General features: G+C 46.8%; 20 protein-coding genes and 1 pseudogene. 17 read left to right on the plus strand and 4 right to left on the minus strand.

Annotated features, from left to right (window positions below; translation table 11 throughout):
- Position 1: 1 nt before the first annotated feature.
- From mtaB to BLD48_RS00470, 7 genes are all read left to right on the plus strand, one after another.
- Positions 2-1,336, plus strand: coding sequence for a tRNA (N(6)-L-threonylcarbamoyladenosine(37)-C(2))-methylthiotransferase MtaB (gene mtaB / locus BLD48_RS00440; RefSeq protein ID WP_071498482.1), 1,335 nt, complete (start codon positions 2-4; stop codon positions 1,334-1,336).
- A 125-nt stretch (positions 1,337-1,461) separates the two neighbouring features.
- Complete coding sequence (gene rluF / locus BLD48_RS00445) at positions 1,462-2,157, plus strand: 23S rRNA pseudouridine(2604) synthase RluF (RefSeq protein ID WP_014969772.1); 696 nt, start codon at positions 1,462-1,464, stop codon at positions 2,155-2,157.
- A gap of 65 nt (positions 2,158-2,222) precedes the next feature.
- The gene (rarD, locus tag BLD48_RS00450; RefSeq protein ID WP_071498483.1) at positions 2,223-3,098 is read left to right on the plus strand and encodes an EamA family transporter RarD; all 876 of its coding nucleotides are present in this window, start codon (positions 2,223-2,225) and stop codon (positions 3,096-3,098) included.
- Positions 3,099-3,120: 22 nt separating this feature from the next.
- Positions 3,121-4,041 carry an EamA family transporter RarD gene (rarD, locus tag BLD48_RS00455; RefSeq protein WP_071498484.1) on the plus strand — a complete coding sequence of 307 codons (921 nt, stop codon included), beginning with the start codon at positions 3,121-3,123 and terminating at the stop codon, positions 4,039-4,041.
- A 39-nt stretch (positions 4,042-4,080) separates the two neighbouring features.
- Positions 4,081-4,746, plus strand: coding sequence for a deoxyribose-phosphate aldolase (gene deoC, locus BLD48_RS00460; RefSeq protein WP_026833666.1), 666 nt, complete (start codon positions 4,081-4,083; stop codon positions 4,744-4,746).
- A gap of 157 nt (positions 4,747-4,903) precedes the next feature.
- Positions 4,904-5,881: a BMP family lipoprotein gene (locus BLD48_RS00465; RefSeq protein WP_071498485.1), complete on the plus strand. Its 978-nt coding sequence runs from the start codon at positions 4,904-4,906 to the stop codon at positions 5,879-5,881.
- Positions 5,878-7,527, plus strand: coding sequence for a methyl-accepting chemotaxis protein (locus BLD48_RS00470; protein ID WP_071498486.1), 1,650 nt, complete (start codon positions 5,878-5,880; stop codon positions 7,525-7,527). Before BLD48_RS00465 ends, BLD48_RS00470 begins: the two co-directional genes overlap by 4 nt.
- Before the next feature lie 54 nt (positions 7,528-7,581).
- Here the strand turns inward: BLD48_RS00470 and BLD48_RS16625 are convergent, their stop codons facing one another.
- Positions 7,582-8,751: a murein hydrolase activator EnvC family protein gene (locus tag BLD48_RS16625; protein WP_236629892.1), complete on the minus strand. Its 1,170-nt coding sequence runs from the start codon at positions 8,749-8,751 to the stop codon at positions 7,582-7,584.
- A 368-nt stretch (positions 8,752-9,119) separates the two neighbouring features.
- Positions 9,120-9,869, minus strand: a complete 750-nt coding sequence (locus BLD48_RS00480; protein ID WP_071498488.1) for an SDR family NAD(P)-dependent oxidoreductase — start codon at positions 9,867-9,869, stop codon at positions 9,120-9,122.
- 172 nt (positions 9,870-10,041) lie between these two features.
- Between BLD48_RS00480 and BLD48_RS00485 the strand changes: the two genes are divergently transcribed.
- The 3 genes from BLD48_RS00485 (at position 10,042) to BLD48_RS00495 (ending at position 11,832) form a co-directional block, all read left to right on the plus strand.
- A complete protein-coding gene (locus tag BLD48_RS00485) occupies positions 10,042-10,476 on the plus strand; it encodes a YkvA family protein (protein ID WP_071498489.1) in 435 nt (144 codons plus the stop codon).
- 132 nt (positions 10,477-10,608) lie between these two features.
- Positions 10,609-11,193: a DedA family protein gene (locus BLD48_RS00490; protein ID WP_071498490.1), complete on the plus strand. Its 585-nt coding sequence runs from the start codon at positions 10,609-10,611 to the stop codon at positions 11,191-11,193.
- A gap of 12 nt (positions 11,194-11,205) precedes the next feature.
- Positions 11,206-11,832: an HAD family hydrolase gene (locus BLD48_RS00495; RefSeq protein ID WP_071498491.1), complete on the plus strand. Its 627-nt coding sequence runs from the start codon at positions 11,206-11,208 to the stop codon at positions 11,830-11,832.
- A gap of 40 nt (positions 11,833-11,872) precedes the next feature.
- On the opposite strand, the pseudogene BLD48_RS00500 reads toward BLD48_RS00495, so the two are convergent.
- Positions 11,873-12,922: pseudogene (locus tag BLD48_RS00500) on the minus strand (PTS sugar transporter subunit IIC).
- Between the two features lie 199 nt (positions 12,923-13,121).
- Between BLD48_RS00500 and BLD48_RS00505 the strand changes: the two are divergent.
- Complete coding sequence (locus BLD48_RS00505) at positions 13,122-14,120, plus strand: NADP-dependent oxidoreductase (protein WP_236629899.1); 999 nt, start codon at positions 13,122-13,124, stop codon at positions 14,118-14,120.
- 67 nt (positions 14,121-14,187) lie between these two features.
- On the opposite strand, the gene BLD48_RS16350 is transcribed toward BLD48_RS00505, so the two are convergent.
- Positions 14,188-14,349 (minus strand): hypothetical protein, encoded by a 162-nt coding sequence (locus BLD48_RS16350; protein ID WP_201723122.1) that lies wholly within the window; start codon positions 14,347-14,349, stop codon positions 14,188-14,190.
- A 276-nt stretch (positions 14,350-14,625) separates the two neighbouring features.
- Between BLD48_RS16350 and BLD48_RS00510 the strand changes: the two genes are divergently transcribed.
- The 6 genes from BLD48_RS00510 (at position 14,626) to BLD48_RS00535 (ending at position 23,113) form a co-directional block, all read left to right on the plus strand.
- Positions 14,626-17,268 (plus strand): glycosyltransferase, encoded by a 2,643-nt coding sequence (locus BLD48_RS00510; protein WP_071498493.1) that lies wholly within the window; start codon positions 14,626-14,628, stop codon positions 17,266-17,268.
- Positions 17,265-18,272, plus strand: coding sequence for a class I SAM-dependent methyltransferase (locus BLD48_RS00515; RefSeq protein WP_071498494.1), 1,008 nt, complete (start codon positions 17,265-17,267; stop codon positions 18,270-18,272). The genes BLD48_RS00510 and BLD48_RS00515 overlap by 4 nt, the downstream gene beginning before the upstream one ends.
- Positions 18,164-19,486, plus strand: a complete 1,323-nt coding sequence (locus tag BLD48_RS00520) for a glycosyltransferase family 4 protein (RefSeq protein ID WP_236629893.1) — start codon at positions 18,164-18,166, stop codon at positions 19,484-19,486. The genes BLD48_RS00515 and BLD48_RS00520 overlap by 109 nt, the downstream gene beginning before the upstream one ends.
- Positions 19,483-20,721, plus strand: coding sequence for a glycosyltransferase (locus BLD48_RS00525; RefSeq protein ID WP_071498496.1), 1,239 nt, complete (start codon positions 19,483-19,485; stop codon positions 20,719-20,721). Before BLD48_RS00520 ends, BLD48_RS00525 begins: the two co-directional genes overlap by 4 nt.
- 302 nt (positions 20,722-21,023) lie before the next feature.
- Positions 21,024-22,316, plus strand: a complete 1,293-nt coding sequence (locus tag BLD48_RS00530) for a nucleotide sugar dehydrogenase (protein WP_071498497.1) — start codon at positions 21,024-21,026, stop codon at positions 22,314-22,316.
- On the plus strand, positions 22,313-23,113 hold the full coding sequence (locus tag BLD48_RS00535) for an ABC transporter permease (RefSeq protein WP_071498498.1): 801 nt from the start codon (positions 22,313-22,315) through the stop codon (positions 23,111-23,113). The genes BLD48_RS00530 and BLD48_RS00535 overlap by 4 nt, the downstream gene beginning before the upstream one ends.
- Positions 23,114-23,119 lie beyond the last annotated feature (6 nt).

Raw genomic sequence — 23,119 nt, forward strand, 5'->3', positions numbered from 1 at the left:
AATGGCAACTGTTGCCTTTCAAACGCTTGGTTGTAAAGTCAATCATTACGAGACAGAAGCCGTCTGGCAACTGTTCAAGGATGCGGGATATGGACGTGTTGACTTTGCAGATCATGCCGACGTTTATGTCGTCAATACATGTACAGTAACAAATACGGGTGACAAAAAGAGCCGCCAAGTCATCCGACGGGCCATCCGTCAAAATCCAGACAGTGTCATCTGTGTCACCGGTTGTTATGCCCAGACATCTCCCGCTGAAATCATGGCGATTCCAGGGGTTGATGTCGTCGTCGGAACACAGGATCGGCACAAGATGATTGGTTACATCGAACAGTTCCGCGAAGAACGGATGCCGATCAACGCCGTCGGTAACATCATGAAGGCAAAAGTGTATGAAGAACTCGACGTACCGGCATTTACGGACCGGACGCGGGCTTCCCTGAAAATCCAAGAAGGTTGCAACAACTTCTGTACGTTTTGTATCATTCCGTGGGCACGTGGTCTGATGCGTTCCCGTCAACCGGAAGATGTCTTGAAGCAAGCACAACAATTAGTGGATGCGGGCTATAAGGAAATCGTACTGACCGGTATTCACACGGGCGGTTACGGGGAAGACCTCAAAGACTACAACTTGGCGAAATTATTAAAAGCGCTGGAATCCGTGACAGGTCTCGAACGGCTTCGGATTTCTTCGATCGAAGCAAGTCAAATCACGGATGAAGTGCTGGATGTTCTTAAAGATTCGCCAATCGTCGTCCGGCATCTCCACGTTCCGATTCAATCGGGGTCGGATACGGTCTTGCGCCGGATGCGCCGGAAATATACGATGGCAGAGTTCGGAGAACGGATTACGCGTCTGAAGGAAGTTCTGCCGGATTGTGCGATTACGTCTGACGTCATCGTCGGTTTCCCGGGCGAGACGGAAGAAGAGTTCATGGAGACGTTTAACTTCATCAACGATCATAAGTTCAGTGAACTGCATGTCTTCCCGTATTCGAAACGGACCGGGACACCGGCTGCAATGATGGATGAACAAGTCGATGAGCAGGTTAAAGAACAACGTGTCGCCCGTTTGATTGCTTTGTCGGATCAACTGGCCAAAGAATATGCGTCGAAATACGAGGGAGAACTGCTTGAAATCATTCCGGAAGAATTTTCGGAAGAAGCAGGCGGTCGTCTCGTCGGTTATACCGATAATTACTTACGTGTCGCGATCGAAGGGGACGAATCATTGATTGGTCAACTCGTTCGTGTCAAAATTACCAAAGCCGGTTATCCAATGAACGACGGACAATTTGTCCGTGTCATGGAGACACTAAAAGAACAAGCGATCTGAAATGAGTTCGTCTTCCGGTTACCGGAAGACGAACTTTATTTTTGGTGTGACGAATTATTTTGTTTTCAAGTAACGGATACGCTACACTGAGTAAAGATTATAAAAGAGAAAGAGGACACAAACTTATGCGAATTAATAAATTCATCAGTGAAACAGGATATTGTTCCCGGCGGGCAGCCGATAAATTAATCGATGCCGGACGTGTGACGATCAACGGAAACGTGGCCGAGCTCGGCTCGCAGGTCGAAAAAACAGATGCCGTCGAGATCGATGGACAACCATTACAAGCGAAGCCGGAACTTGAGTATTTGATCTTAAACAAACCGGTCGGGATCACGTGTACGACAGAGCGTGACATCGAAGGGAACATCATTGATTTCGTCAATCATCCGAAACGGATTTTCCCGATTGGGCGACTTGACAAAGATTCTGACGGACTGATCATCCTGACGAACGACGGGGATATCGTCAACCGGATTTTACGTGCGGAAAACAACCACGATAAAGAGTACATCGTAACGGTCGACGCACCGATTACGGAAACGTTTATCGAAGGTATGGCGAGCGGCGTCGACATTCTTGGAACGACGACGAAGGAATGTGTCGTTGAACAGCTCGAGTCGCGGACGTTCCGAATCGTTTTGACACAAGGGTTGAACCGGCAAATTCGCCGGATGTGTAAAGAATTCGGTTACCGGGTCAAACGTCTGCAACGTGTCCGGATCATGAACGTCGAACTCGGTGATTTACCGATTGGGGAATGGCGCGACTTGACGGAGTCGGAAATGAAGACATTGTTCCAGATTCTCGATCAACAATAAGCTGAAAAAGTCGCCATGATGATGGCGGCTTTACTTGTATACATATAAGGAAAAGGGGGTTCATCATGGATAAACGGGGAATGAGTGCGACGTTCGTCGCCTATGTGATCGGAGGATTGTTACCGATCTATAAACTGTTTGCGGATCAAGTGCCGGCCTGGACAGTCGTCTCAATCCGAATCATCAGTGCCTTTATCTTTGTTACGTTGTTACTGCGACTGACAGGGAAGTTTAAGCACGTCAAGCAACTCTGGCGAAGTAAACGTCAACGCAATACCGTTTTAGGGGCAGGACTTGTCCTTGGGGGAAACTGGACCTTGTATCTGTACGCGATCGGCGAAGGATACATCGTCGAATCCTCGCTCGGTTATTACATCAATCCACTCGTCAGTGTCTTGTTCGGATTGCTGTTTTTTGGTGAACGCTTGAATCGGGCTCAGCTTCTTGCGATGGCGAGCGCCATCACTGGTGTCCTGATTTTAACGTTTGGATATGGAAAGTTTCCGATCATCGCGTTTTCACTTGCTATATCGTTTGCTTTTTATGGTGTCCTCAAAAAAAAGGCAGCCGCCGAGCCGTTATCCGGTCTGTTTCTTGAGACACTTGTCACGTTGCCGTTTGCTATGTTGACACTTGGCATTACAGGAGCGAACCCGATTGCTCTCCCGACAGAGGCCTTGTTCGCCATCGTCATGCTTGGCGTAGCGACTGCGGTGCAATTGATGTTATTCGGATACGGGATGCCGAAAATTCCTTTTGTCTACGTCGGGATTTTACAATATATCGCACCGACCTTGACGTTGATTCTTGGTGTCTTTTTGTTCAATGACGTCTTTACATCGATTCACTTCATCGCGTTCTTGTTCATTTGGTTGGCCGTTGCTGTATTTACGATCAGTGGAATATCGAGCGGTCGGATGAGGATGAAAAAAGTATCGTGATCCAGAAAAGAGGGAATTAACAATGAATAAATCGGGCTTGTTTGCGACATTAGCTGCCTACATCATTTGGGGGTTGTTGCCGATTTACTGGAAGTTGCTCGCGAGTGTCTCGAGCGAAGAAATTTTAGCACACCGGATTGTCTGGTCGTTTCTTTTTTTACTGCTGTTATTATATGTTCAAAAGGCGTTGCCAAAGTTTACCGGAGCCTTAAAAAATCCGTTCACCCGACGACTCTTTTTCTTGAATGGGCTGATCATCAGCATGAACTGGTTCATCTACATCTGGGCTGTGAATCATAATTTCATCGTCGAAGCCTCGCTCGGCTATTACATCAATCCTATCGTCAGCATCGTCTTCGGCGTGTTCTTTTTCCGGGAAAAATTGTCACGGATTGAATGGCTTGCGATTCTGCTTGCGACGATCGGGGTCTTGATTTTGACGATTGGTTACGGAAAGTTTCCGTGGATTTCGCTGGCGCTTGCCTTCAGCTTTGGTTTTTACGGTGTCGTTAAAAAACAACGTCCTTTAGAATCAACGGTCAGTCTGACGATTGAGACGCTCGCACCGTTACCGCTTGCGATCCTATTTTTAGGTTACATAGGGGTCAGTGGACAAGAGACGTTTACTTCGTCCATTTTCGTAACGATTGGGCTCGTTTTGACGGGAGTCATCACGGCTGTGCCCTTGTTATTGTTCGGATTTGGCGCTCAACGGATTCCGTTTACGGTCGTCGGTTTTCTACAGTTCGTCGCCCCGACGTTGTCGCTTGCCATCGGTGTCCTCCTGTACGACGAACCCTTTACGAGAACTCACTTGATTGCGTTTACATTCATTTGGTCGGCTGCATTCGTCTTTACACTAAATGGATTGTTGATTCGAAAAAAACAACTGCGGAAAGTAGCGCAAAAAGATAGAAGTCTGACCTCTCACGTGATAGAATGAAAACAGAGTATAAGGGATATCCTTAAGGAGGAACTAATCATGAACCTAGCAGCAATGATCGACCACACGGCCTTAAAAGCAGAAACGTCACGTGCCCAAATCGAAACACTTTGTAAAGAAGCACTCGAATACAAATTTGCAAGCGTTTGTGTCAACCCGACAAACGTTGCACTCGCAGCAGAACTCTTAAAATCAGACGATGCCGTCAAAGTATGTACAGTCATCGGCTTCCCACTTGGTGCGAACACACCGGAAGTGAAAGCATTTGAAACACAAGATGCGATCAAAAACGGCGCAACAGAAATCGATATGGTCTTAAACATCGGTGCGTTAAAAGACGGCGATCTTTCACTCGTCGAACGCGACATCCGTGCGGTTGTCGAAGCGGCAAACGGTACACTTGTTAAAGTCATCTTCGAAAACTGTCTCTTAACAAAAGAAGAAATCAAAACAGCTGCTGAATTGTCAGTTAAAGCAGGCGCAGATTTCGTTAAGACGTCAACTGGTTTCTCAACAGGCGGCGCAACGGTAGAAGACATTCGTCTGATGCGTGAGACGGTCGGACCTGACATCGGTGTGAAAGCATCAGGTGGTGTCCGTGATTTCGAAGGAGCAAAAGCGATGATCGATGCCGGCGCAACGCGCATCGGTGCTTCTGCCGGTATCGCAATCGTCACAGGTGGTTCTTCAGACAGCGATTACTAAGTTAAAAATAAATAAGTGTAAGCGTCCTTTTTTGCAACGAAAGTTGGGAAAAGGGCGCTTTTTTTGTTTTGGGATAATTCTGAATTTGATTTTTAGGTTAAGAAGTCAGACATCCCTTCCGATAATCCAGTGTAGAACAGTGAAGGGAAGTGGAAAAATGTCAAAACGAATCGGTTTAACCGGACTTGCACTGACGATTGGTTTAGCAGGTTGCGGCAGTGTTATCGATGATCCTCAGCAAGCAGTCAAGGAACGACGGGAAATGGCAGTTGTTCTGTCTGATGTAGGATTAGGCGATCAATCATTCAGTGACGCTGCGATGAGCGGGATGTCGTTGCTTCGAGAAAAAGAAGATTGGTTCATTGATTATAGAGAATTGAGTGAAACGAAGTCATATGGAGTCGCTTTTGAGACATTGGCCAAACAAAAGCCGACCGTTGTCGTGGGTCTTGGTTTCATGGGGCAGGCAGATTTAGAAAAAGTCGCCAAACAATATCCGAAACAGCAGTTTGCGATTATTGATGCGGTATCTGAGTTGCCGAACGTCTTATCGGTCACATTCAAAGAAGACGAGGGAAGCTACTTAGCGGGGGCAGCAGCAGCAATCCAGTCAGAAAGTGAAACGATCGGATTCATTGGTGGGATGAAGTCGCCACTGATTGAAAAATTCGAAAAAGGATACATGGCAGGTGCAAAAGCCATCAATCCGGATATCCGTGTTCTGGTTGATTATGCGGAAGACTTTGCCGCCCCGGATAAAGGAAGACAACTTGCGAATACCCAGATGAAAAAAGAGGCGGATGTGTTGTACGCCGCAGCTGGTTTAACAGGGAGTGGTGTCCTCGAAGCTGCTGAGGCAAAAGGAAACAAAGCGATTGGTGTTGACAGCGATCAGACAGCGATTGCACCGGATGCGGTCATGACATCGATGCTGAAACAAGTGGATCTCGCGATTACGAAGATTGGGGATACGGTAAAAGAGTCAGGTCTCCAGTCGGGGCAAATCGTCTTAGGTGTCAAGGACGGTGCAATCCAGCTCGCACCGATTCGTAATGTCAGCTTCACAGCAAAAGAATTACAGCAACTCGAACAGCTGAAGCAACAGATTCTCGAAGGGAAGGTGGACGTGCAATGACGTTACGGAAACGCTTTTTAGTATCGACACTCGTGACGATTGTCAGTGTCGTCGCCTTGATGGGCTGGACCTTATTCGAACTACGACAAATTCAATCTTACAACGAAGATTACGGTAAACAGTTAGTTGAGATTTCAGAACTCGAGACAAAATTACTATACGAGCAGGCTGCTTGGAACCGACTAGCCAGTCAACCTTCAGAAAATCAGAAGGAGCAAGCACTGGCGTTGAGTAAAAAAAATGAAGCCGCATTGAATTCGCTTCAAAAAGCGTACTTGATCGATCGTTTTCAACAAGATCTGGATCGGGCTAAAATGAAATATACGACGTTATCCTCGGAACGAGAGACGTTGCTAAATGAGTTGAATCCGATTACGATTCGATCATATGCTGCCCGAATTGAAGGGGTGTTAAGTGACTTATATACGTTACATACGAAAAACGGGGAATTTTATGATGTCTTGCAACAAGAGGCGAAAGACAAGACGTTGAACCTGACACGCTCTGTTCTGATTGCGACATTCGTCTTGCTGATTGCTTTAGCATTGTACAATTGGTATTTCGCGCGGAGCATCACACGACCGATCAGCCGTGTCGTCAAAACGGCAGAACAGATTTCGCAAGGGGATGTGTCACAACAATTAAAAATCTCAGGGCGAACGGATGAAATCGGTCGACTCGAGTCAGCGATTGCCCAGATGCAAGGAACGTTGCACGGGGTCATCGGCACGATCAGCCATACCTCGACGACGATCAATCAGATGAGCGAACAGGCGACGGCCGAAAATGCCAATATCGTTGAAGTATCCGGAAACATGACGCATGCCATTAACGAGATGGCGAGCGGGACCCAGACCGTCTCCGACGATTTACAGACGACCGTGAGTACGATCACGGATATGAGCAGTTTATTTGAACAAAGTGAACATCGAGCCCAACAGGCGTTAAGCCAAGGACAACTTGCCGATGCGACGATGGGGAAAAGTGCAAGAATCATGCAGGAGCAGGCAGAATCATTAGAAACCGCTTCGCTTCAAAATCGAGAGCTTGGTCATCAACTTGCCGGGTTTTTACAACAAACTCAACAGATTGAACAGATGGCGCAACTTGTCTCAAGTGTATCTGCCCAAACGAATCTCCTTTCACTAAATGCGGCAATCGAGGCAGCCCGAGCGGGAGAAGCCGGGCGTGGATTTGCCGTCGTTGCCAGCGAAGTGAAAAAATTGGCCGATGAGACACATCAAGCGACACGATCGATCTTTTCACTCGTGCGTTCGATTCGAGCAGATGGTGCGGTATTACAAGACGCTTTGCTTCGATCAGAAAAAGAACAAGAACATCAAGTACAAAACTTTGCTGAAGTCAAAACGGCGTTTGAAGAAACAAGAAGTCACGTCGGAGAAGTCACGGAAACGTTACAGTTCATGGCGACACAGCTCGTTCACTCGAAACAACAAGCCAATCAGGTCGTCAATCAGGTCAGTTCGGTCAGTGGTGTGATGGAAGAGTTAGCCGCAGGAAATGAAGAAGTGGCGGCATCGATGCGGGATCAACAAGCTTCATTTGAACAGATTCATCAACTGATGTTAGAACTTGAACAAACAACGACTTCACTCGATCAGCAAACAAATCAATTTAAATTATAAGTGGACACAAAAAACTCACCGAAGTGGAAAACGGTGAGTTTTTTATCATATAAATTAGAAAAAATCGCTGGGGTTAAGCTCGTTCGTCCGACCATTGGCATTATATTGATATCCGCCATCATGAATTTCAAAATGAAGATGGGGACCTGTCGAGTTTCCGGTACTACCGAGTTTTCCGATTTGTTGACCTTGTTTGACCTGTTGTCCTGCTTTTACATTCAACGCGTTCATATGTGCATAGACCGTCGTATAGGTTTTTCCGCCAATGCTGTGCGACAAGTAAACATGGTTGCCGTAAGGACCACCAGAGCTTGCTTGAATGACAGTCCCGTTCGCCGAGGCGACGATCGGGGAATTAACGGGACCGGCTAAATCAATCCCGTTATGATAAGCGTATCCATTACCTCCACTCGCTGTACCCATTCCTTGGGAGATGGAACCAGCGGCCGGTTTGATGAATTTACCTTTTGCTTTTGAGAGCACTTTTGTACTTGTTTTCGTGATGGAAGCAGCTTGTTTTTCGGCTACTTTTGCGGCACGGGCAGCGGCTTCTTGGGCTTTTAATTGTGCGGCGGCATCCTGTAAGCTCAAGATGTTTGTTTCGATCGACCGTTTTTCTGTTTTTAATCGACTGAGTAACGCTGTCCGTTTGATTTTTTCGGTTTTGAGTTCACGTTGTTTCTTTTTTAGCAGTGTCCGATCATCCATCAAATCAATCCGCGTCTGCTTCAAGTCTTTTTGAGCAAGTGCCAATTGATGTTTGTTTTGTTCGTAATCCTTTAACAAAGAAGCATCGCTTTCGGCAATCGTGTTAAAAGCATTGAATCGACTGATCATATCGCCGACATCCTTAGCACCAAAGACGGCTTCGAGTAAGGGATCGTCGTCCGCTTTGGATTGTCGGACGGCTAAACGATCACCTAACATTTTTTCTTGCTTGCTGATTTTTTCTTTTAAGGTGCGAATTTTTTTTTCCAATTGATTGATTTGTTTACGGTTGTGATCCATTTTTTGTTGATTCTCGACGACCTGCAACGTCAATCCATTAATCTGTTGATCAAGCGCATACACCTTTTGTTGTGCTCGTGATAATTGTGTTTTTTTCTTTGAGAGCGCATTTTTTTGTTTCGATTGTTGTTGTGTGTTCTGGTATTGTTTTTCTTTATAAGAACTCGTTGCACCAACTGGATGCGCCAGCGGGCTGAAGAGTATTGTGATTGTCATGAGTGAAAGACCAAGCGTTTGCTTTAAAGATGATTTCATAGGTAGACCGTTCATTCCTTTCTGAATGTTGATACATGTTTTGAAATGATACCTGTTCTACTCTAACAAGAAAGATCTCCAATCGTCGTTACAGTTTCATTAAAAATATTATATGGGAATTATCAGGAGGTGATGTTTTTTTATTCAGAAGTGATTAAGTTATAGTGACAAAAGATAAAGAAAACCGCTTGAAAAGAGGGGGAAATGAAAAACACAAAAAAGTGAATGAAGACATTCACTTTTCATGAGGACCTGATATGTTTTTGTAACATTAAAAAAGAAAACGAAAAAAGGTTTAAGTCCTTCGAGAAAAGGTTAATTAATCCGATTCACTCTTCGTAAATCATTTTTCGTGTCATTCCACCGTCGAGGACCAACGTCTCACCTGTTAAAAAGTCATTTTCCGGATCTGTTAAAAACAGGGCCGCTCGTGCGACATCTTCCGGTTTTCCGACCCGACCAGCCGGGTGTTGGCTGTGATCTTCGGGTGATAGCTCATGATAATTACCGGTCTCAATCCAACCGGGAGCAATCGCATTGACGAAAATACGGTCTGTTCCCAAGGAAACGGCAAGAGCATGCGTCAAGGCAACGATACCCCCTTTTGTAGCGGCATAAGATTCCGTATCCGGTTCGGACATGAAGGCGCGGGTCGAAGCTAGATTGACAATCCGACCCCCAGCTGGATTCTTCTTCAGATAAGGAGCTGCGGCTTTTGTCGTCAAAAAGATACTGCGAAGATTCGTGTGTTGAACCCGATCCCATTCGTCGAGCGATAGTTCAAGGAGAGGTTTTCGGACGATGATGCCCGCATTGTTAATGACGACATCGATGCGCCCTGTATGTTCGATCGCCTTATCAATTAATAGATCGACATCCCGTTCATCCTGGACATCTAGATGATAAAAATAAGCTGTTCCACCATCTGCTTCGATTTCTGATGCAAGATCATCACCGGTCATCTGATCGATGTCGGCTAGAATGACTGTTGCGCCTTCTTTCGCATAGGTTTTGGCAAGTGTCGCTCCAATGCCGTTAGCGGCACCGGTAATGATGACGGTATGGTTGACGTGGTTCATCTGAATCACTCCTAGGATGAGATCGTATATCTAAGTAGACTGCTTTATTCAAATAGCCGAAAATGCATCGGTTAAAACCTGCTGTATAATAGGAAGAAAGGATTATGAACATAGGCTTTAGGGAACATAAACAATAGTTAACGCTACTATTATGTTGAATGGGGGATTTTTGATGGATTTATCGAATCAAAAGCTTGAGACAGAACAAAAAAAATATACAGATGAAGCGAAGTCGTATATTGATCAACCGAAGAAAACCAATTCGATACTAAAACGGGCAACTGATAAAATAAATAAAAATTCAAGTTTATCAGTCGTTTTTTCTCCTGTCCGTTTACTAATCGATATGGTTCGTGCGTATCAATCAGGTGAATATCGAAACATTCGTCGGACGACGATTTTGAAAGTAATCGGCGCATTGATTTATCTCGTGTCACCGATTGACCTCGTTCCTGACTTCGTCCTTGGATTTGGATTCGCTGATGATATCGCGATTATCTTATTCGTGACGAAAACTGTCTTTGAGGAATTGACACGCTTTAGTGATTGGCAGGACGAGCAACAAAAAGCACGTACACAACCACTTCAAAGTGAAGACGCCTATTGAGTATGTTCAGCCTGTTGTTGACTACGAGTCAGCAATGGGCTTTTTGTCGTGAAAAAACGTGATTTCTGTACGCTACCTGAAAAGTTCGTTACACTAAACATAGAAAAAGTTTTCAAGGGAAGGAGGTATGTGATGGCTTGGCACTCATGGATTGAATCATATGGCTATTTTGGAATAATGTTGACATTGATGTTTCCATTTTTACCAAGTGAAGTCCCGCTTGCCTACGCGGGTTATCTTGTTCATACGACTGAATTTAACCTGATTATCATGTTAGTTGTCGCGGTCATCAGTTTTGTGATCAGTCAAAATATCTTTTTTACAATCGGCCGGCTCGGCAGTGACCGCCTGCTGACACGTGTGTTTAAGTGGTTTCGGATTTCTGAAACGAAGATGAGTCAGTTCCAACACCAGATGGATACACGGGGGCGCTTTATTCTTTTGTTGTCACCGATGTGGCGAATGGGGTTTGCGATTGGAGCAGGATTAACGGGTGTCTCACGGCTGACGTTTACGATTGCGACGACGATTTCTTTTTTTGCCTGGTCGGTCTTTTTCATCTGGGGGGGAAAAAAACTGGGACACGGTATGATGGGACGACACCATGACTTCCACCATTACATACCTTGGTTGATTGGTCTTGTTGTGTGTGGAGCGGGGTACCTGTATTTCCGGAAAAAAACATTACTGAAAAGACAAGAGCTATTAAAAAAATAGAGGAGTGTTCCTATGGCAGTGATTTTATTTGATATTGACGGTACGTTGATTGATTCGACAACTCAGATGACCGAGGCGATTCATTTGGCAATGGACGATATGCCACATCTCGTCAAGCCGTCACAAGAGAGTGTGCAATCAAGTTATGGATTAGCGGGTAGTGCCTTTTGGCGTCAGGCGATTCCAGATGCATCAGAAGAAGACATCCGGTCGATTCGTAAAAAACGTCACCATCACTTGGAACAGACGATAGCCGGACAAGAAATTTTATTTGACGGAATCCGAGACCTGTTGGAGGAATTGACGAAACGGGGACATATCGTATCGACAGCGAGTAACTGTGGTGTCCACTATTTAAATCTAGTCCTCGACAGTCAATCGATTCGTTCTTATTTCACGAGTCCCAAATGTTTAGAGTCCGTCAATGGAAAACAAAAAGCCGACATCTTAGCGGCACAGCGGGAAGAGTTTGGTGACGTCGCGTATGTAATGGTTGGCGATCGTTCATCTGACGTCGAGGCGGCACGGATCGAGAACATGCCTGTTGCGATTTGTCGTTTTGGATTTGGGACAGAAGAGGAATGGAAAACCGCTGATTATCAACTGGATACACCAGCCGATCTTTTGAAATATGTCTAACAAAGAAGCAGCCGCGTCAGCGAGCTGCTTCTTTTTCGTATCAATCAAAATCTAACCGGTACTGTTCCGGATTCGTCCACGGGCGGAAACGGCGAAAGAGTTGGTGGAACAGCAGACAAAGGAAGATCGGTAGGACGATGAATAATCCGAAAACCAGAATAACATTCACCCAGGTCCAAGCACCTGCCATCAAGTGTAAGGCGTTGATCGGACCAATCAGACCGGACATACCGAATCCAGCACTAAAGGGGGTCCCTTGAATACCGAGTACACCTGCGAGTCCGCCGAGTACGGCAGCGCTTCAAATGACAGGAATAATCATGAGCGGATTTCGGATGAAGTTCGCCATTTGGATTTTGGGAGATCCTAAAAAATGAGCAATCGAAGTCCCTCGTGAATTAGCTTGCCAGCCAGCGATAGCGAGTCCGAAACCTGCGGCACAAACACCAAGGTTAGCAGCTCCTGCCGCAACACCAGACAAACTGATGGCCGTTGCGATCCCGACCGTTGAGAGCGGTGATACGATCAGGACAGAAAAAGTCACGGCTAAGGCAATGCCCATCAACACCGGTTGAAGAACAGTAAGGTGTGTAATCACTTGACCAATAGTGGCTGTAATCTTCGTGACAAACGGATAAGTAAGAACGCCCATTCCACCTGCACCGACGATGATCAAGGTCGGAATGACGAGGACGGTGTATGTCTTAAAACGATTGCCAATCCATAAAACGAGTGCTGTCGCGATTGCTGCCGTCAATCCGGCATTGATGACATCTCCCGTCCCGACAAATAAATAACCAGTCGTCTCGGTGCGGCTCGCAACTCCGGACCCGACGACGGTCGCAAGACCGATCGAGGTCGTCTCAATCGGGGTTGTCTTAAACTGCATCGCAACGGCGACACCGATCACCATCGGCAACAACCGCATCGCGAGAGCCGTCGAGTCGATGATATGTTGTGCGGGAGAAAAGTAAGGGAGCAAGGCTTTAGCAAGTTCGCCAAGCAATGCCCCGGGAATAAGAGCAACTAAAATCCCGATACTGAGACCGTTCAGTACGTGTACAACGAATTGCCGGTCAAACCGTTTCATGGTCGTGTTGATGAAAATCCACTCCTTAATTTATTGCTTTTATGCATAACAGTATAAAAGCGATGAATTGTGATTAATCATACGAAAGACCTTACAGTACGTCAAGAAGGAAATGGAATTTTCTGAAAAAAGAAAAGCAAAGTATTCGCACTTAAGAGGTAGGACTGCTAGAGTGAAGAGGTAAAAAATCGGGGAGGTAATAGAGATGTCAGAACAACAAATCGTCTTAGCCAACAGACCAGACGGACGTCCGACGCAAGAGACGTTCCGGTATGAATCAATTGAGTTGAACCCACTGAAAACCGATCAAGTCCTGTTAGAAACGCTTTATATCTCAGTCGATCCGTATATGCGTGGGCGGATGAATGATGCCCGTTCCTACTCGCAACCCTTTGAACTCGGTGCACCGATTCAAGGTGGAGTCGTCGCGCGGGTCATGGAATCCAAAAGCGATCTTCTCGCAGTTGATGATATCGTCGTCGGGATGCTCGATTGGGCGACGAAAACAGTCGTCGATGCGAAACACGTCCGTAAGATTGATGCGACACTGGCTCCTGTCTCGACGGCACTGGGTGTGCTCGGCATGACAGGCATGACCGCTTATTTCGGCTTGCTTGATATCGGGAACCCACAACCCGGGGAAACGGTAGTGGTTTCAGCAGCAGCAGGCGCAGTCGGCTCGATCGTCGGTCAAATCGCTAAAATCAAAGGGGCACGGGTCGTCGGGATTGCTGGCAGTGCTGAAAAGATTCAATATCTTAAGGATGAACTTGGATTTGATGAAGTCATCAATTATAAAACCGAGCAAATCGGAGAAGCATTGGACCGGACATGTCCGGACGGAATCGATGTCTACTTTGAAAATGTAGGCGGTGAAATTGGTGATGCGGTTCTCGATCGCCTGAATCCATTTGCCCGTGTTCCGGTCTGTGGAGCAATTTCCGGATACAATGAAAAAGAGAATGTCGGTCCACGTGTTCAATCAAAACTGATTGTTGCGCGCGCACGGATGCAAGGTTTCTTGGTCGGGGATTATGGTAAACGTTTTAAAGAAGCGGCGGAACAACTTGGTCACTGGGTCAGCAATGGTGAACTGAAGTACGAAGAAACGATTTTTGAAGGATTCGATCAAGTCCCGGATGCGTTTCTTGGTCTGTTTGACGGTTCAAACACCGGAAAACTATTGGTCAAGTTATAAGGGTACGCCAAAAAAGGTTTTGCTTTCCTATGCGGAGAGCAAAACCTTTTTTTGATGAACATTTCACTTATTGATCAGCAGGATCTGTTTGTAATTCTTCAACGTCTGGGTCCGGATGTTGTGTATCTGCTGGCTTGATTCCTGGGTCAGATGTTTCTGCTGGTTCTGGATCCGGGTGTAAGCCGACATCCGCTGTTTCGTTTGGCAAGTCTTGTTTTTTATCCGTCATGATTAGTCATCCCCCTTGTCTTCGATATTTTTACATGTACCCGAAATATGGATTCTAAAAACGAAACAGACACTTTTATCAGATTGATGTTTTGTGGCAAAACAAGACACGAACAAACTCGACTCCACACAATCGCATCCTCATTTGATGATAAATGTAAGGAAACAGGCCAATTGCTTCACCAAGTCTTTACAAAAACCTTGCACGACCTTTAAGTCCTCTTTGAACTGGTCTCGTAGACTGAAACAGAGATGAATGAAGGAAGGGTGTATACGTGTGAGTGAACAAAAGTGGAAGAAAAGCATTATTGAACAATTAAACTGGGTGCGGACTGAACAGAAACGAATCCAATCGGCACCGGCGGCAAACCATGCTTCAGTCGAGGGATTAAAACAGCTCGAGGTCTTACGGATGAAAACAACGGTTCGTCCTAAGTCATCACCACTTGAAGCAAAAACAAAGCGTTATCACCAAGAAAGCAACAGGGAGTTGCTGAAGGAGATTGCGTATGAGGAAATCCCCGTGACGGGTGGCTCGCGTTATTACGAACGTCGTCCGCTTGAGGTGGCGATTGTTTGTTCAGAGTTCATGCATGCCTATTATCAGGACGCGTTACATTTACATTATGTCAATCCGGCAACCTTTACGGACGTCTTTGAGAAACCGATTGATCTGTTTCTCGTCGTTACGTCGTGGAAGGGTTTAAACGGTGATGATTGGAAAGGGGTCGCGACACCGACCTCTAAAAAACGGCAGCGTTTGCTCGATATGATGAAACAGGTGAAAGCAAAAGGAATTCCGGTTGTATTCCAGTCGACGGAGGATCCAAGCAACTTTGACCGGTTCAGTGATTTGGCGAAAGCAGCCGACTATATCTTAACATCAGACGAAGCGATGATTCCGGAATACCAAGTACTTTGTGGACATGATCGGATTGAAGCGACGTCGTTTGGTGTCAATCCCCTCATTCACAATCCAGTCGGAGCGACGCGAAGCCGAAAAAAACACGTTCTGTTTGCCGGCAGCTGGATGGCGAAGTATCCGGAGCGTGTCAAAGATACGGAAATGTTATTTGATGGTGTCTTACGTTCAGACCATACACTCGATATCGTTGACCGGAACTACCAGTTAAATTTACCGGACTATCATTTTCCGGAACGTTACGTCTCGCGTGTTGCTCCTGCGATTCCCTATGATGCGTTGCAACAGGTCAGTAAATGTTACGACTGGGTGTTGAATCTAAACAGTATCAAGTACAGCAAGACGATGTGTGCGCGTCGGGTCTATGAATCGCAAGCACTCGGAAATCTGATTTTGTCGAACTACAGTATCGCCGTCAATAATGATTTCCCGAACGTCTTTACCATCCATGACCACCAAGAGGTGCAGGCGATTCTCGAACGGACGACGCAAGACGAGATTGATCGACTCCGGGCTGAAGGGATTCGTTCTGTCATGTCATCTCATACGGTCTATGACCGGATCGATCAATTGACGCGGCTTCTGCAACTGGAGATGCCGCCGGTCAAACGGACGCTTCTCGTCGTCTTGCGCAATGCGACGCCGGAACTTGAACAACTGCTCGCGCGTCAATCGATCACAGCTGATGTGATCTGCCACGAAGAAGACTTGAACGGAGCGCTTTATGCCGCAGCTGATCTCGTGACTGTGCTCGACGGTGCTGAATCATACGGAGAGTACTACTTGGAAGACTTGGTGAACGGGTTCAAATACAGTGATGTGTCGATTACCCGCAAAACGCGGACTGACGAAGCGCATTTCGTAATCCGCGAAGCGGAAGGGTCGACGGCGAACGCCATGATTTGGCGTGAAGCGTTCCCGTATGAGCAGTTCACCGAAGGGAAGATTGAGGGAGAGACCTTGTTCCTCGATGCACTGGAGTGGAACGAAGGTGGCGGTACAGCTGTCATAGAATCCCCTGTTTTATCTGTCGTCGTCCCCATCTTTAACAATGGCAAGTATTTGACGTATAAATGTTTTGCCAGCCTCAAACGGATGGACCGGTTTGATGAGACGGAAATCATCTTAGTAGATGATGGTTCAACGGATCGATTCACCCGTCAAGCGATTGACCGCCTGGCACGACGTCATGGGAATGTCGTGACCCATCTGTTTCCGACAGGCGGAAGCGGCAGTGCCTCACGTCCGCGAAATAAAGGGGTTGAGCTGGCCCGCTCGGAACGGATCGCTTTCCTTGATCCTGATAATGAGGTCTTGAGTGATCGGTATGCCGAATTGTTGGCTGAGTTGGATCAAGATCCGACACTCGACTTTGCTGTCGGACATATGAAGAAGTTGGCGGAAAAGACAAGCATTATCGCGTTGCCGAAGATTCGAAAACAAGGGCGGACGGTGTGTGATCAACCGAAAGCCTACTTATTGGAAAATCGTTTTTCCGTCCAAAGTATCCAAGCGTTGGTCGTCAATCGCCGTTTTCTGCAGGAACATCAACTGGAGCAGGTCGTCGGAGCCGTCGGACAAGATTCATTGTTTTTCCAAGAGATGATGCTGCACGCAAACCGTGTCTTGCTTGTTAATCGTGTCATCCATTATTACTATGCCGCGGTTGCCGGTTCGACTGTCAACTCATTGACGGTTCGTTTCTTCGAACGGAGTGTCGTCCGGGAAAAGGCACGGGCAGAAAAATTTGCCCGTTACGGTGTGCTCGATGCCTATAAGACGACACGTTTCGAGCATTTCTTTGAGCATTGGTATTTAGTGAAGCTACGGTATTGCAGTGATAAGGATTTTGCTCCTAGTGTCGCGTTACTGCGAATGATTGTTGCTTTTTACGAACCAATGAACTTAACGAACCCGCTGATTCGTCAATTCGTTGAGTTGGCGGACATGAAACGGACGGATGCGATTCAAACATTATTACTGGAGGAGGTCAGATGATGCAGACAAAACAGATGATGCGACCGAAAGATGAAATTCGGGCCGCCTATTATGATCAACTCGGTGTCGCATTCGGGAAAAAAGTCCGTTCTCGGGTTCACTGGATCATTCGGGAAACAAAAGGCAATCAAATTCTCGATATCGGTTGTTCCGGTGGATTGGTCCCGATTCTGCTTGGGCGTGAAGGCAAGCAAGTCGTCGGTATCGATGTCTCGCCGGAAGCAATCGAGGAAGCGACGGCGGCATTAAGAGAAGAGGCGCATTCCGTTCAAGAATTGATTCATTTGGAAGAGGCCAATCTGATGACCTTCCAAACGTCTCAACGATTCGATACGGTCTTGATGACCGAGGTTTTAGAACATATCGGGGAACCGGAACGGTTTGTGGAAAAAGCCTGTTCCTTCTTAAAACCCGGTGGTCGGCTTGTCGTGACGGTTCCGTTCGGCGTAAACGATTATGCCGATCATAAACGGACGTACTATTTACAGCATCTGTTGGAACAATTAACACCGTACGGGACGATTGAACAATTGGAGCGCATCGATAAATGGTTGGGTGTGACGTTGACGCTTCATCCGGAAAAACAACACTCGCGCACCGTCACGGAACAAGAAGTCAGCTGGCTCGAAACAGCATTCGAAGCAGTCGAACGGTTACATCTCACGGAAATCGTCCGCTTGAAGCAACTGAATAAAAAATGGGAACAGAAGCAACAAAAACAAGCGGAGATCGAGCAGGAACATACGGAGTTGGTATCAGAGCGAGATCAACTCACACGACTACTCGCGGAGAAAGAAGAAGCGATTGAGTTGTTGACGCAACAATATCAGTTGGTGCTCGCACGATACGAAGGGGCACTTGTGTCGAATCTGGATGTCTTGGAGGCGAATGCAGAATGGAAATCAAAATACCGGTCACTCGCAAATTCAAAGCTCGGAAAAATCGTCATCCGTTACTGGAAATTCAGACGAAACGTAAAGAAACGACGGGTCCGGAGACGATGAACGTCCTGATGATTTGTCAAAATTTTTATCCGGAAATCGGCAGCGCTGCGAACCGGATGAAAAACATCTTCAAACGGATGGAGCAACAAGGCAGTGAGGTCCATGTCTTGACGTCGGAACCCCTCTATCCGACGGCTGAATTGTATACAGATGCGATGTTCTGGGATGAACCCAGCTTAGATGCTGCCAAAATCACGCGGATTCAGCCACGTGATCTTCGGGCAACGACGAATTTATGGCGGAGACTTCACTTATTCATTGAACAGTTTGTCTTGGCTGTGCAAGAGGTACGTCATGATAAAAAACAATATGCCTACATTTATGCGACGACACCGTCGATCTTCATGGGACTGGTCGGAGTCGTCGCCAAATACCTTAAAAAAGCACCACTCATCCTGGATGTTCGCGACCTATGGCCGGAATCACTGGTCGGTGTCGGGATCACGAAATCACGGCTGCTATTAGCGCCACTCTACTGGCTCGAAAAATGGATGTATCATCAAGCGGATCAAATTGTCATCAACAGTGAAGGATTTCGGTCCTATATCGAAAGCAAAGGAATCGCCTCTGAGAAGATTCATTACATTCCAAATTCGATTGAAGAAAATGAATGGTTGATCAAACGGCGGAAAGTGTCGGAACAAGTCCGCGTCGTCTATACAGGCAACATCGGGCTTGCGCAGGATGTCTTTTTATTGCTCGATGTCGCAGAACAATTAAAAGAAGATGCCCAGATTGAATTCCATGTCGTCGGATACGGGTATCACAAGGAAAAATTTGAAGCACACGTCTTAGAGCGTGGACTGACAAATATTCATTTCATGAATGCGATGCCACGATGGGATGCGCTGAAACAACTCGCCAAAAGTGATATCGCCTTTGCGACGTTAGTCGAGAGTACAGCGTTTGATACGGTAACGCCAGGTAAAATCATCGACTACATGGCGATGGGGTGTGCGGTTGTCGGAGCAGTCTCGGGACACGCTGCAAAGGTGATTGAGGACGCAGGTGCAGGGTTCGTCTCCCGCGAGCGCAGTCGCGAAAAAATCGTCGAGCATATTCGTTATCTGGCGGAACATCCGGAAGCGCGCAGCGCGATGGGACAATCGGGTGTGCGGTATGTCCAGTCTCATTTTGACTGGGAACAAAATCAGGAGCGGTTGTTTGAGGCGATTCGTCAAACCGATCTTCGAGTAGTGGGGGTGAGCAAATGAAACGGGTCGGAATGTTTGTTTGGAACACGTTTACGAACGATGCGCGTGTCTTACGGGAATGTACGGCGCTCTCGGAAGCAGGTTATCACGTCGATTTGTATTGTCTTAATGATGGAAGTTTACCGAAACTCGAACGACACCCGGCAGGTTTTCAGATTCTTCGAATCGATCGGACACCTCCACTTGAATCCATGCTGCGCCGGATCCGGAAGCGTAATCCTCTTACGCTGATGGCCGGCGCAGGAGTGTTATTGCTGTTTCCTTGGCTGATTCCAGTCTTGGTGCTGCTGTATCTCTTACAGAAAAGCCGGTTTGTCCGCTACGCGCTGTACAACAGCTTCGGAATCATCCGCATGACACGGGCGGCTCGTAAACACACGTACGATATCATGCATGCGAACGATTTAAACACGTTGCCCCAAGCGATTTTTTCTGCAAGAGGGGCGAAGATCGTTTACGATTCGCATGAAGTTCAGACCGACCGGACAGGTTATGGAAAAGGGCAAGGATTATTTGAGCGTTACTTGTTACGGTTTGTGGATCGAACGATGGTTGAAAATGACACACGGGCCGACTACCATGCGTCACTTTATGGAGAACGGCCGGCTGTCCTGCATAATTATCCGTTTTATCAGGAAGAAATACCACGCCCACGATCCGTGCATCAAGAAATCGGCATTGAGGAGGACGAACCCATTCTGCTGTACCAAGGCGGTATCCAGGAAGGGCGGGGACTTGAGCGACTGATTGAAGCGATGCCGTTTGTCCGACGTGGGACTTTGCTGTTTGTTGGAGATGGAAAAATCAAACCGCGTCTCCAGGAGTTGGCAGCACAGTCCCCGGAACGGGAGCGGATCCATTTCATCGATAAAGTACCGCTCGATCAGCTGCCGAGTTATACGGCGGCTGCGACAGTCGGTTTTCAAGTCCTGCAAAACATTTGTTTTAACCACTATTCCGCTTCTTCGAATAAGTTGTTTGAATACATGGCGGCACTCGTGCCGGTCGTTGCAGCGGATTTACCGGAAATCCGTCGTGTCGTCGAGACAGAAGGCGTCGGATTACTCGTCGACGTTGAATCTCCGGAAGCGATTGCCGTTGCCGTGAACCAAATCGTCGAGGAAGACGGCTTGCGTCAGGCGATGAAAGAACGGACAAAGCAGGCGCGTCGGAAATACAACTGGGATAAAGAAAAACACCATTTGTTGGACGTCTACCGTGAAATGACGATGTAAACAAGCGGCGAACGAAGAAGGGAACAAGACAGATACAGGAAAATCCACGACAGGAAACAACGGAATTGACTGGATTCGGTTGTTTGTTTGCCGAATACGATAAATTTTCGCTGATTATTTACAAGCTTTACAAAAAGCACAGGAAACGCCTTGAATGTAAGGTCTGTGAAGAATGGTTTAAGAGATGGTTAGAACCATTGGAAACACAAGCAATTGTCGTTATGGTCTAGTTACAGCCACGACACAGTCGGTAATTTGCTGACGTGAAGGACTAACTCGTAACTAGATGGAGGAATGACAAAATGAAACTTTGTACAATCGGACTCGGATATATTGGATTACCTTCTTCAGCCATGTTTGCAGATCACGGAACGGACGTCGTCGGGGTCGACATCGACCCACGCATCGTCAAGATGTTGAATGCGGGAGACATTCATATCGAAGAACCGGGACTTGAAGATGTCATCAAACGTGTCGTCGCAAATGGAAAGTTTCGGGCAACACTGACACCGGAACCGGCAGATGTCTTTTTAATTGCCGTTCCGACACCAAATTTAAATGACACGTATAAATCGTGTGACTTGAAGTATGTCCTGGCAGCCGTTCAGAATATGTTGCCGCACGTTCAAAAAGGAAATGTCATCATCGTTGAATCGACGATCGCGCCAAGGACGATGGATGATCATGTCCGTCCGTTGATTGAAGCAGCCGGTTTCGTCATCGGGAAAGACGTCTTCGTCGTTCATTGTCCGGAACGTGTACTTCCGGGACAAATCTTACATGAACTCATTCACAACAATCGAATTGTCGGTGGATTGACACCGGCTTGTGCGGATGCAGGAGCAGCGGTATATGAAACGTTTGTCCAAGGTGAAATCGTCAAGACGGATGCGAAGACGGCAGAAATGTCGAAGCTGATGGAAAACACGTTCCGTGATGTCAATATCGCTTTAGCTAACGAACTGACGCAAGTCTGTCATAAACTCGAGATTAACGTGCTTGACGTGATTGAGATGGCGAACATGCATCCACGTGTAAACTTGCATCATCCGGGACCAGGAGTCGGCGGACATTGTCTCGCGGTCGATCCTTACTTCATCGTCGCCAAAGCCCCATCCCTTGCACGGATCATCCATACGGCGCGAGAAACGAATGTCAATATGCCGCATTTCGTCGCCGAACAGGCTGAACGACTTGTTTCTTCTCATGTTCGACCAAAAATCGCAGTGTTCGGTGTCACATATAAAGGGAACGTCGACGACATGCGCGAAAGCCCAGCCGTTGATGTCATTGAACAGTTGATTGACCGAGGCATGGATGTAGCAGTCTGCGATCCGCACGTTGAACGTTCGATTTCGTCACGCTTTGAGCTTGTCGATGAGATTGAGGCCATTCAAGGAGCAGATCTTGCCCTCGTCTTAGTCGATCATGATGAATTCAAACAATTTGATTCACGACGTCTTGTTAATCAGATGCGGACACCCGTCTTATTTGATACGAAAGGAATCGTCCAACCGCTCGAGGATATTACTGTCTTGAACTTCGGTAACTTGCATACGTATCAAACGACGGAAGTGGACGCGAAAGCGATATGAACGGGGTTGGCACAATCGGGAAAGAGTTGAAAGATCATTTTTATCTGATCTTTCGTCTTTCGCTTTATGAAACGAAAAGTCAATACAGCATGCAATACCTTGGATGGTTCTGGGAAATCATGACCCCGCTTCTGCAGATTGGTGTCTATTGGGTCGTGTTTGGTTTCGGGATTCGAGGTGGAAATCCGGTCGACGGGATTCCATTCGTCTTTTGGTTGGTCAGTGGATTGATTGCCTGGTTTTTCATCGGCAGTACGATCCCAAGCGGTTCACGATCGATTTACGGACGGGTCGCCCTTGTTTCGAAAATGCATTTTCCGCTCAGTACGATACCGGCCTATGTCATCTTGGCACAATTTTACCGTCATATCGCGATGATTGTCCTGACGATTATTCTCGGAATGGCATTTGGTTATTTTCCGGGATGGCATACGTTTGAGTTGTTGTATATCGTCCCGGCCGGTGTCATTTTTCTGTATGCTGTTTCGCTTTTGTTGTCTGCTCTAGCAACGATGATTCGAGATGTCCAAAACATGGTAACTTCGGCGATCCGGATGTTGATGTACTTGACGCCAATCATGTGGATACCGCCGGAACACAGTCTGTTTAAGACGTTGTTGATGATTAATCCTCTCGTCTATTTGATTGAAGGGTACCGCTCAGCATTGATTGGAACCGGATATTTACTCGATCACGTCTGGTACGGTCTCTACTTCTGGACTGTGACGTCCGTTTTGTTAGTAGTCGGAGCAGCGGTCCATCTGAGATTCCGCCGGTACTTCATTGATTACGTCTAGGAGGAG

The sequence above is a fragment of the Exiguobacterium sp. KRL4 genome, from assembly GCF_001870785.1.
Lineage (GTDB): Bacteria > Bacillota > Bacilli > Exiguobacteriales > Exiguobacteriaceae > Exiguobacterium_A.

Bases quoted from the DNA above. Each gene is read 5' to 3' on its own strand.
- rarD (WP_071498483.1), top strand. From the start codon at position 2,223: ATGGATAAACGGGGAATGAGTGCGACGTTCGTCGCCTATGTGATCGGA.
- mtaB (WP_071498482.1), top strand. From the start codon at position 2: ATGGCAACTGTTGCCTTTCAAACGCTTGGTTGTAAAGTCAATCATTAC.
- BLD48_RS16625 (WP_236629892.1), bottom strand. From the start codon at position 8,751: ATGACAATCACAATACTCTTCAGCCCGCTGGCGCATCCAGTTGGTGCA.
- BLD48_RS00480 (WP_071498488.1), bottom strand. From the start codon at position 9,869: ATGAACCACGTCAACCATACCGTCATCATTACCGGTGCCGCTAACGGC.
- BLD48_RS00495 (WP_071498491.1), top strand. From the start codon at position 11,206: ATGGCAGTGATTTTATTTGATATTGACGGTACGTTGATTGATTCGACA.
- BLD48_RS00515 (WP_071498494.1), top strand. From the start codon at position 17,265: ATGATGCAGACAAAACAGATGATGCGACCGAAAGATGAAATTCGGGCC.
- BLD48_RS00490 (WP_071498490.1), top strand. From the start codon at position 10,609: ATGGCTTGGCACTCATGGATTGAATCATATGGCTATTTTGGAATAATG.
- BLD48_RS00470 (WP_071498486.1), top strand. From the start codon at position 5,878: ATGACGTTACGGAAACGCTTTTTAGTATCGACACTCGTGACGATTGTC.
- rarD (WP_071498484.1), top strand. From the start codon at position 3,121: ATGAATAAATCGGGCTTGTTTGCGACATTAGCTGCCTACATCATTTGG.
- BLD48_RS00520 (WP_236629893.1), top strand. From the start codon at position 18,164: ATGGAAATCAAAATACCGGTCACTCGCAAATTCAAAGCTCGGAAAAAT.
- BLD48_RS00535 (WP_071498498.1), top strand. From the start codon at position 22,313: ATGAACGGGGTTGGCACAATCGGGAAAGAGTTGAAAGATCATTTTTAT.
- BLD48_RS00525 (WP_071498496.1), top strand. From the start codon at position 19,483: ATGAAACGGGTCGGAATGTTTGTTTGGAACACGTTTACGAACGATGCG.
- BLD48_RS00465 (WP_071498485.1), top strand. From the start codon at position 4,904: ATGTCAAAACGAATCGGTTTAACCGGACTTGCACTGACGATTGGTTTA.
- deoC (WP_026833666.1), top strand. From the start codon at position 4,081: ATGAACCTAGCAGCAATGATCGACCACACGGCCTTAAAAGCAGAAACG.
- BLD48_RS00530 (WP_071498497.1), top strand. From the start codon at position 21,024: ATGAAACTTTGTACAATCGGACTCGGATATATTGGATTACCTTCTTCA.
- BLD48_RS00485 (WP_071498489.1), top strand. From the start codon at position 10,042: ATGGATTTATCGAATCAAAAGCTTGAGACAGAACAAAAAAAATATACA.
- BLD48_RS16350 (WP_201723122.1), bottom strand. From the start codon at position 14,349: ATGACGGATAAAAAACAAGACTTGCCAAACGAAACAGCGGATGTCGGC.
- rluF (WP_014969772.1), top strand. From the start codon at position 1,462: ATGCGAATTAATAAATTCATCAGTGAAACAGGATATTGTTCCCGGCGG.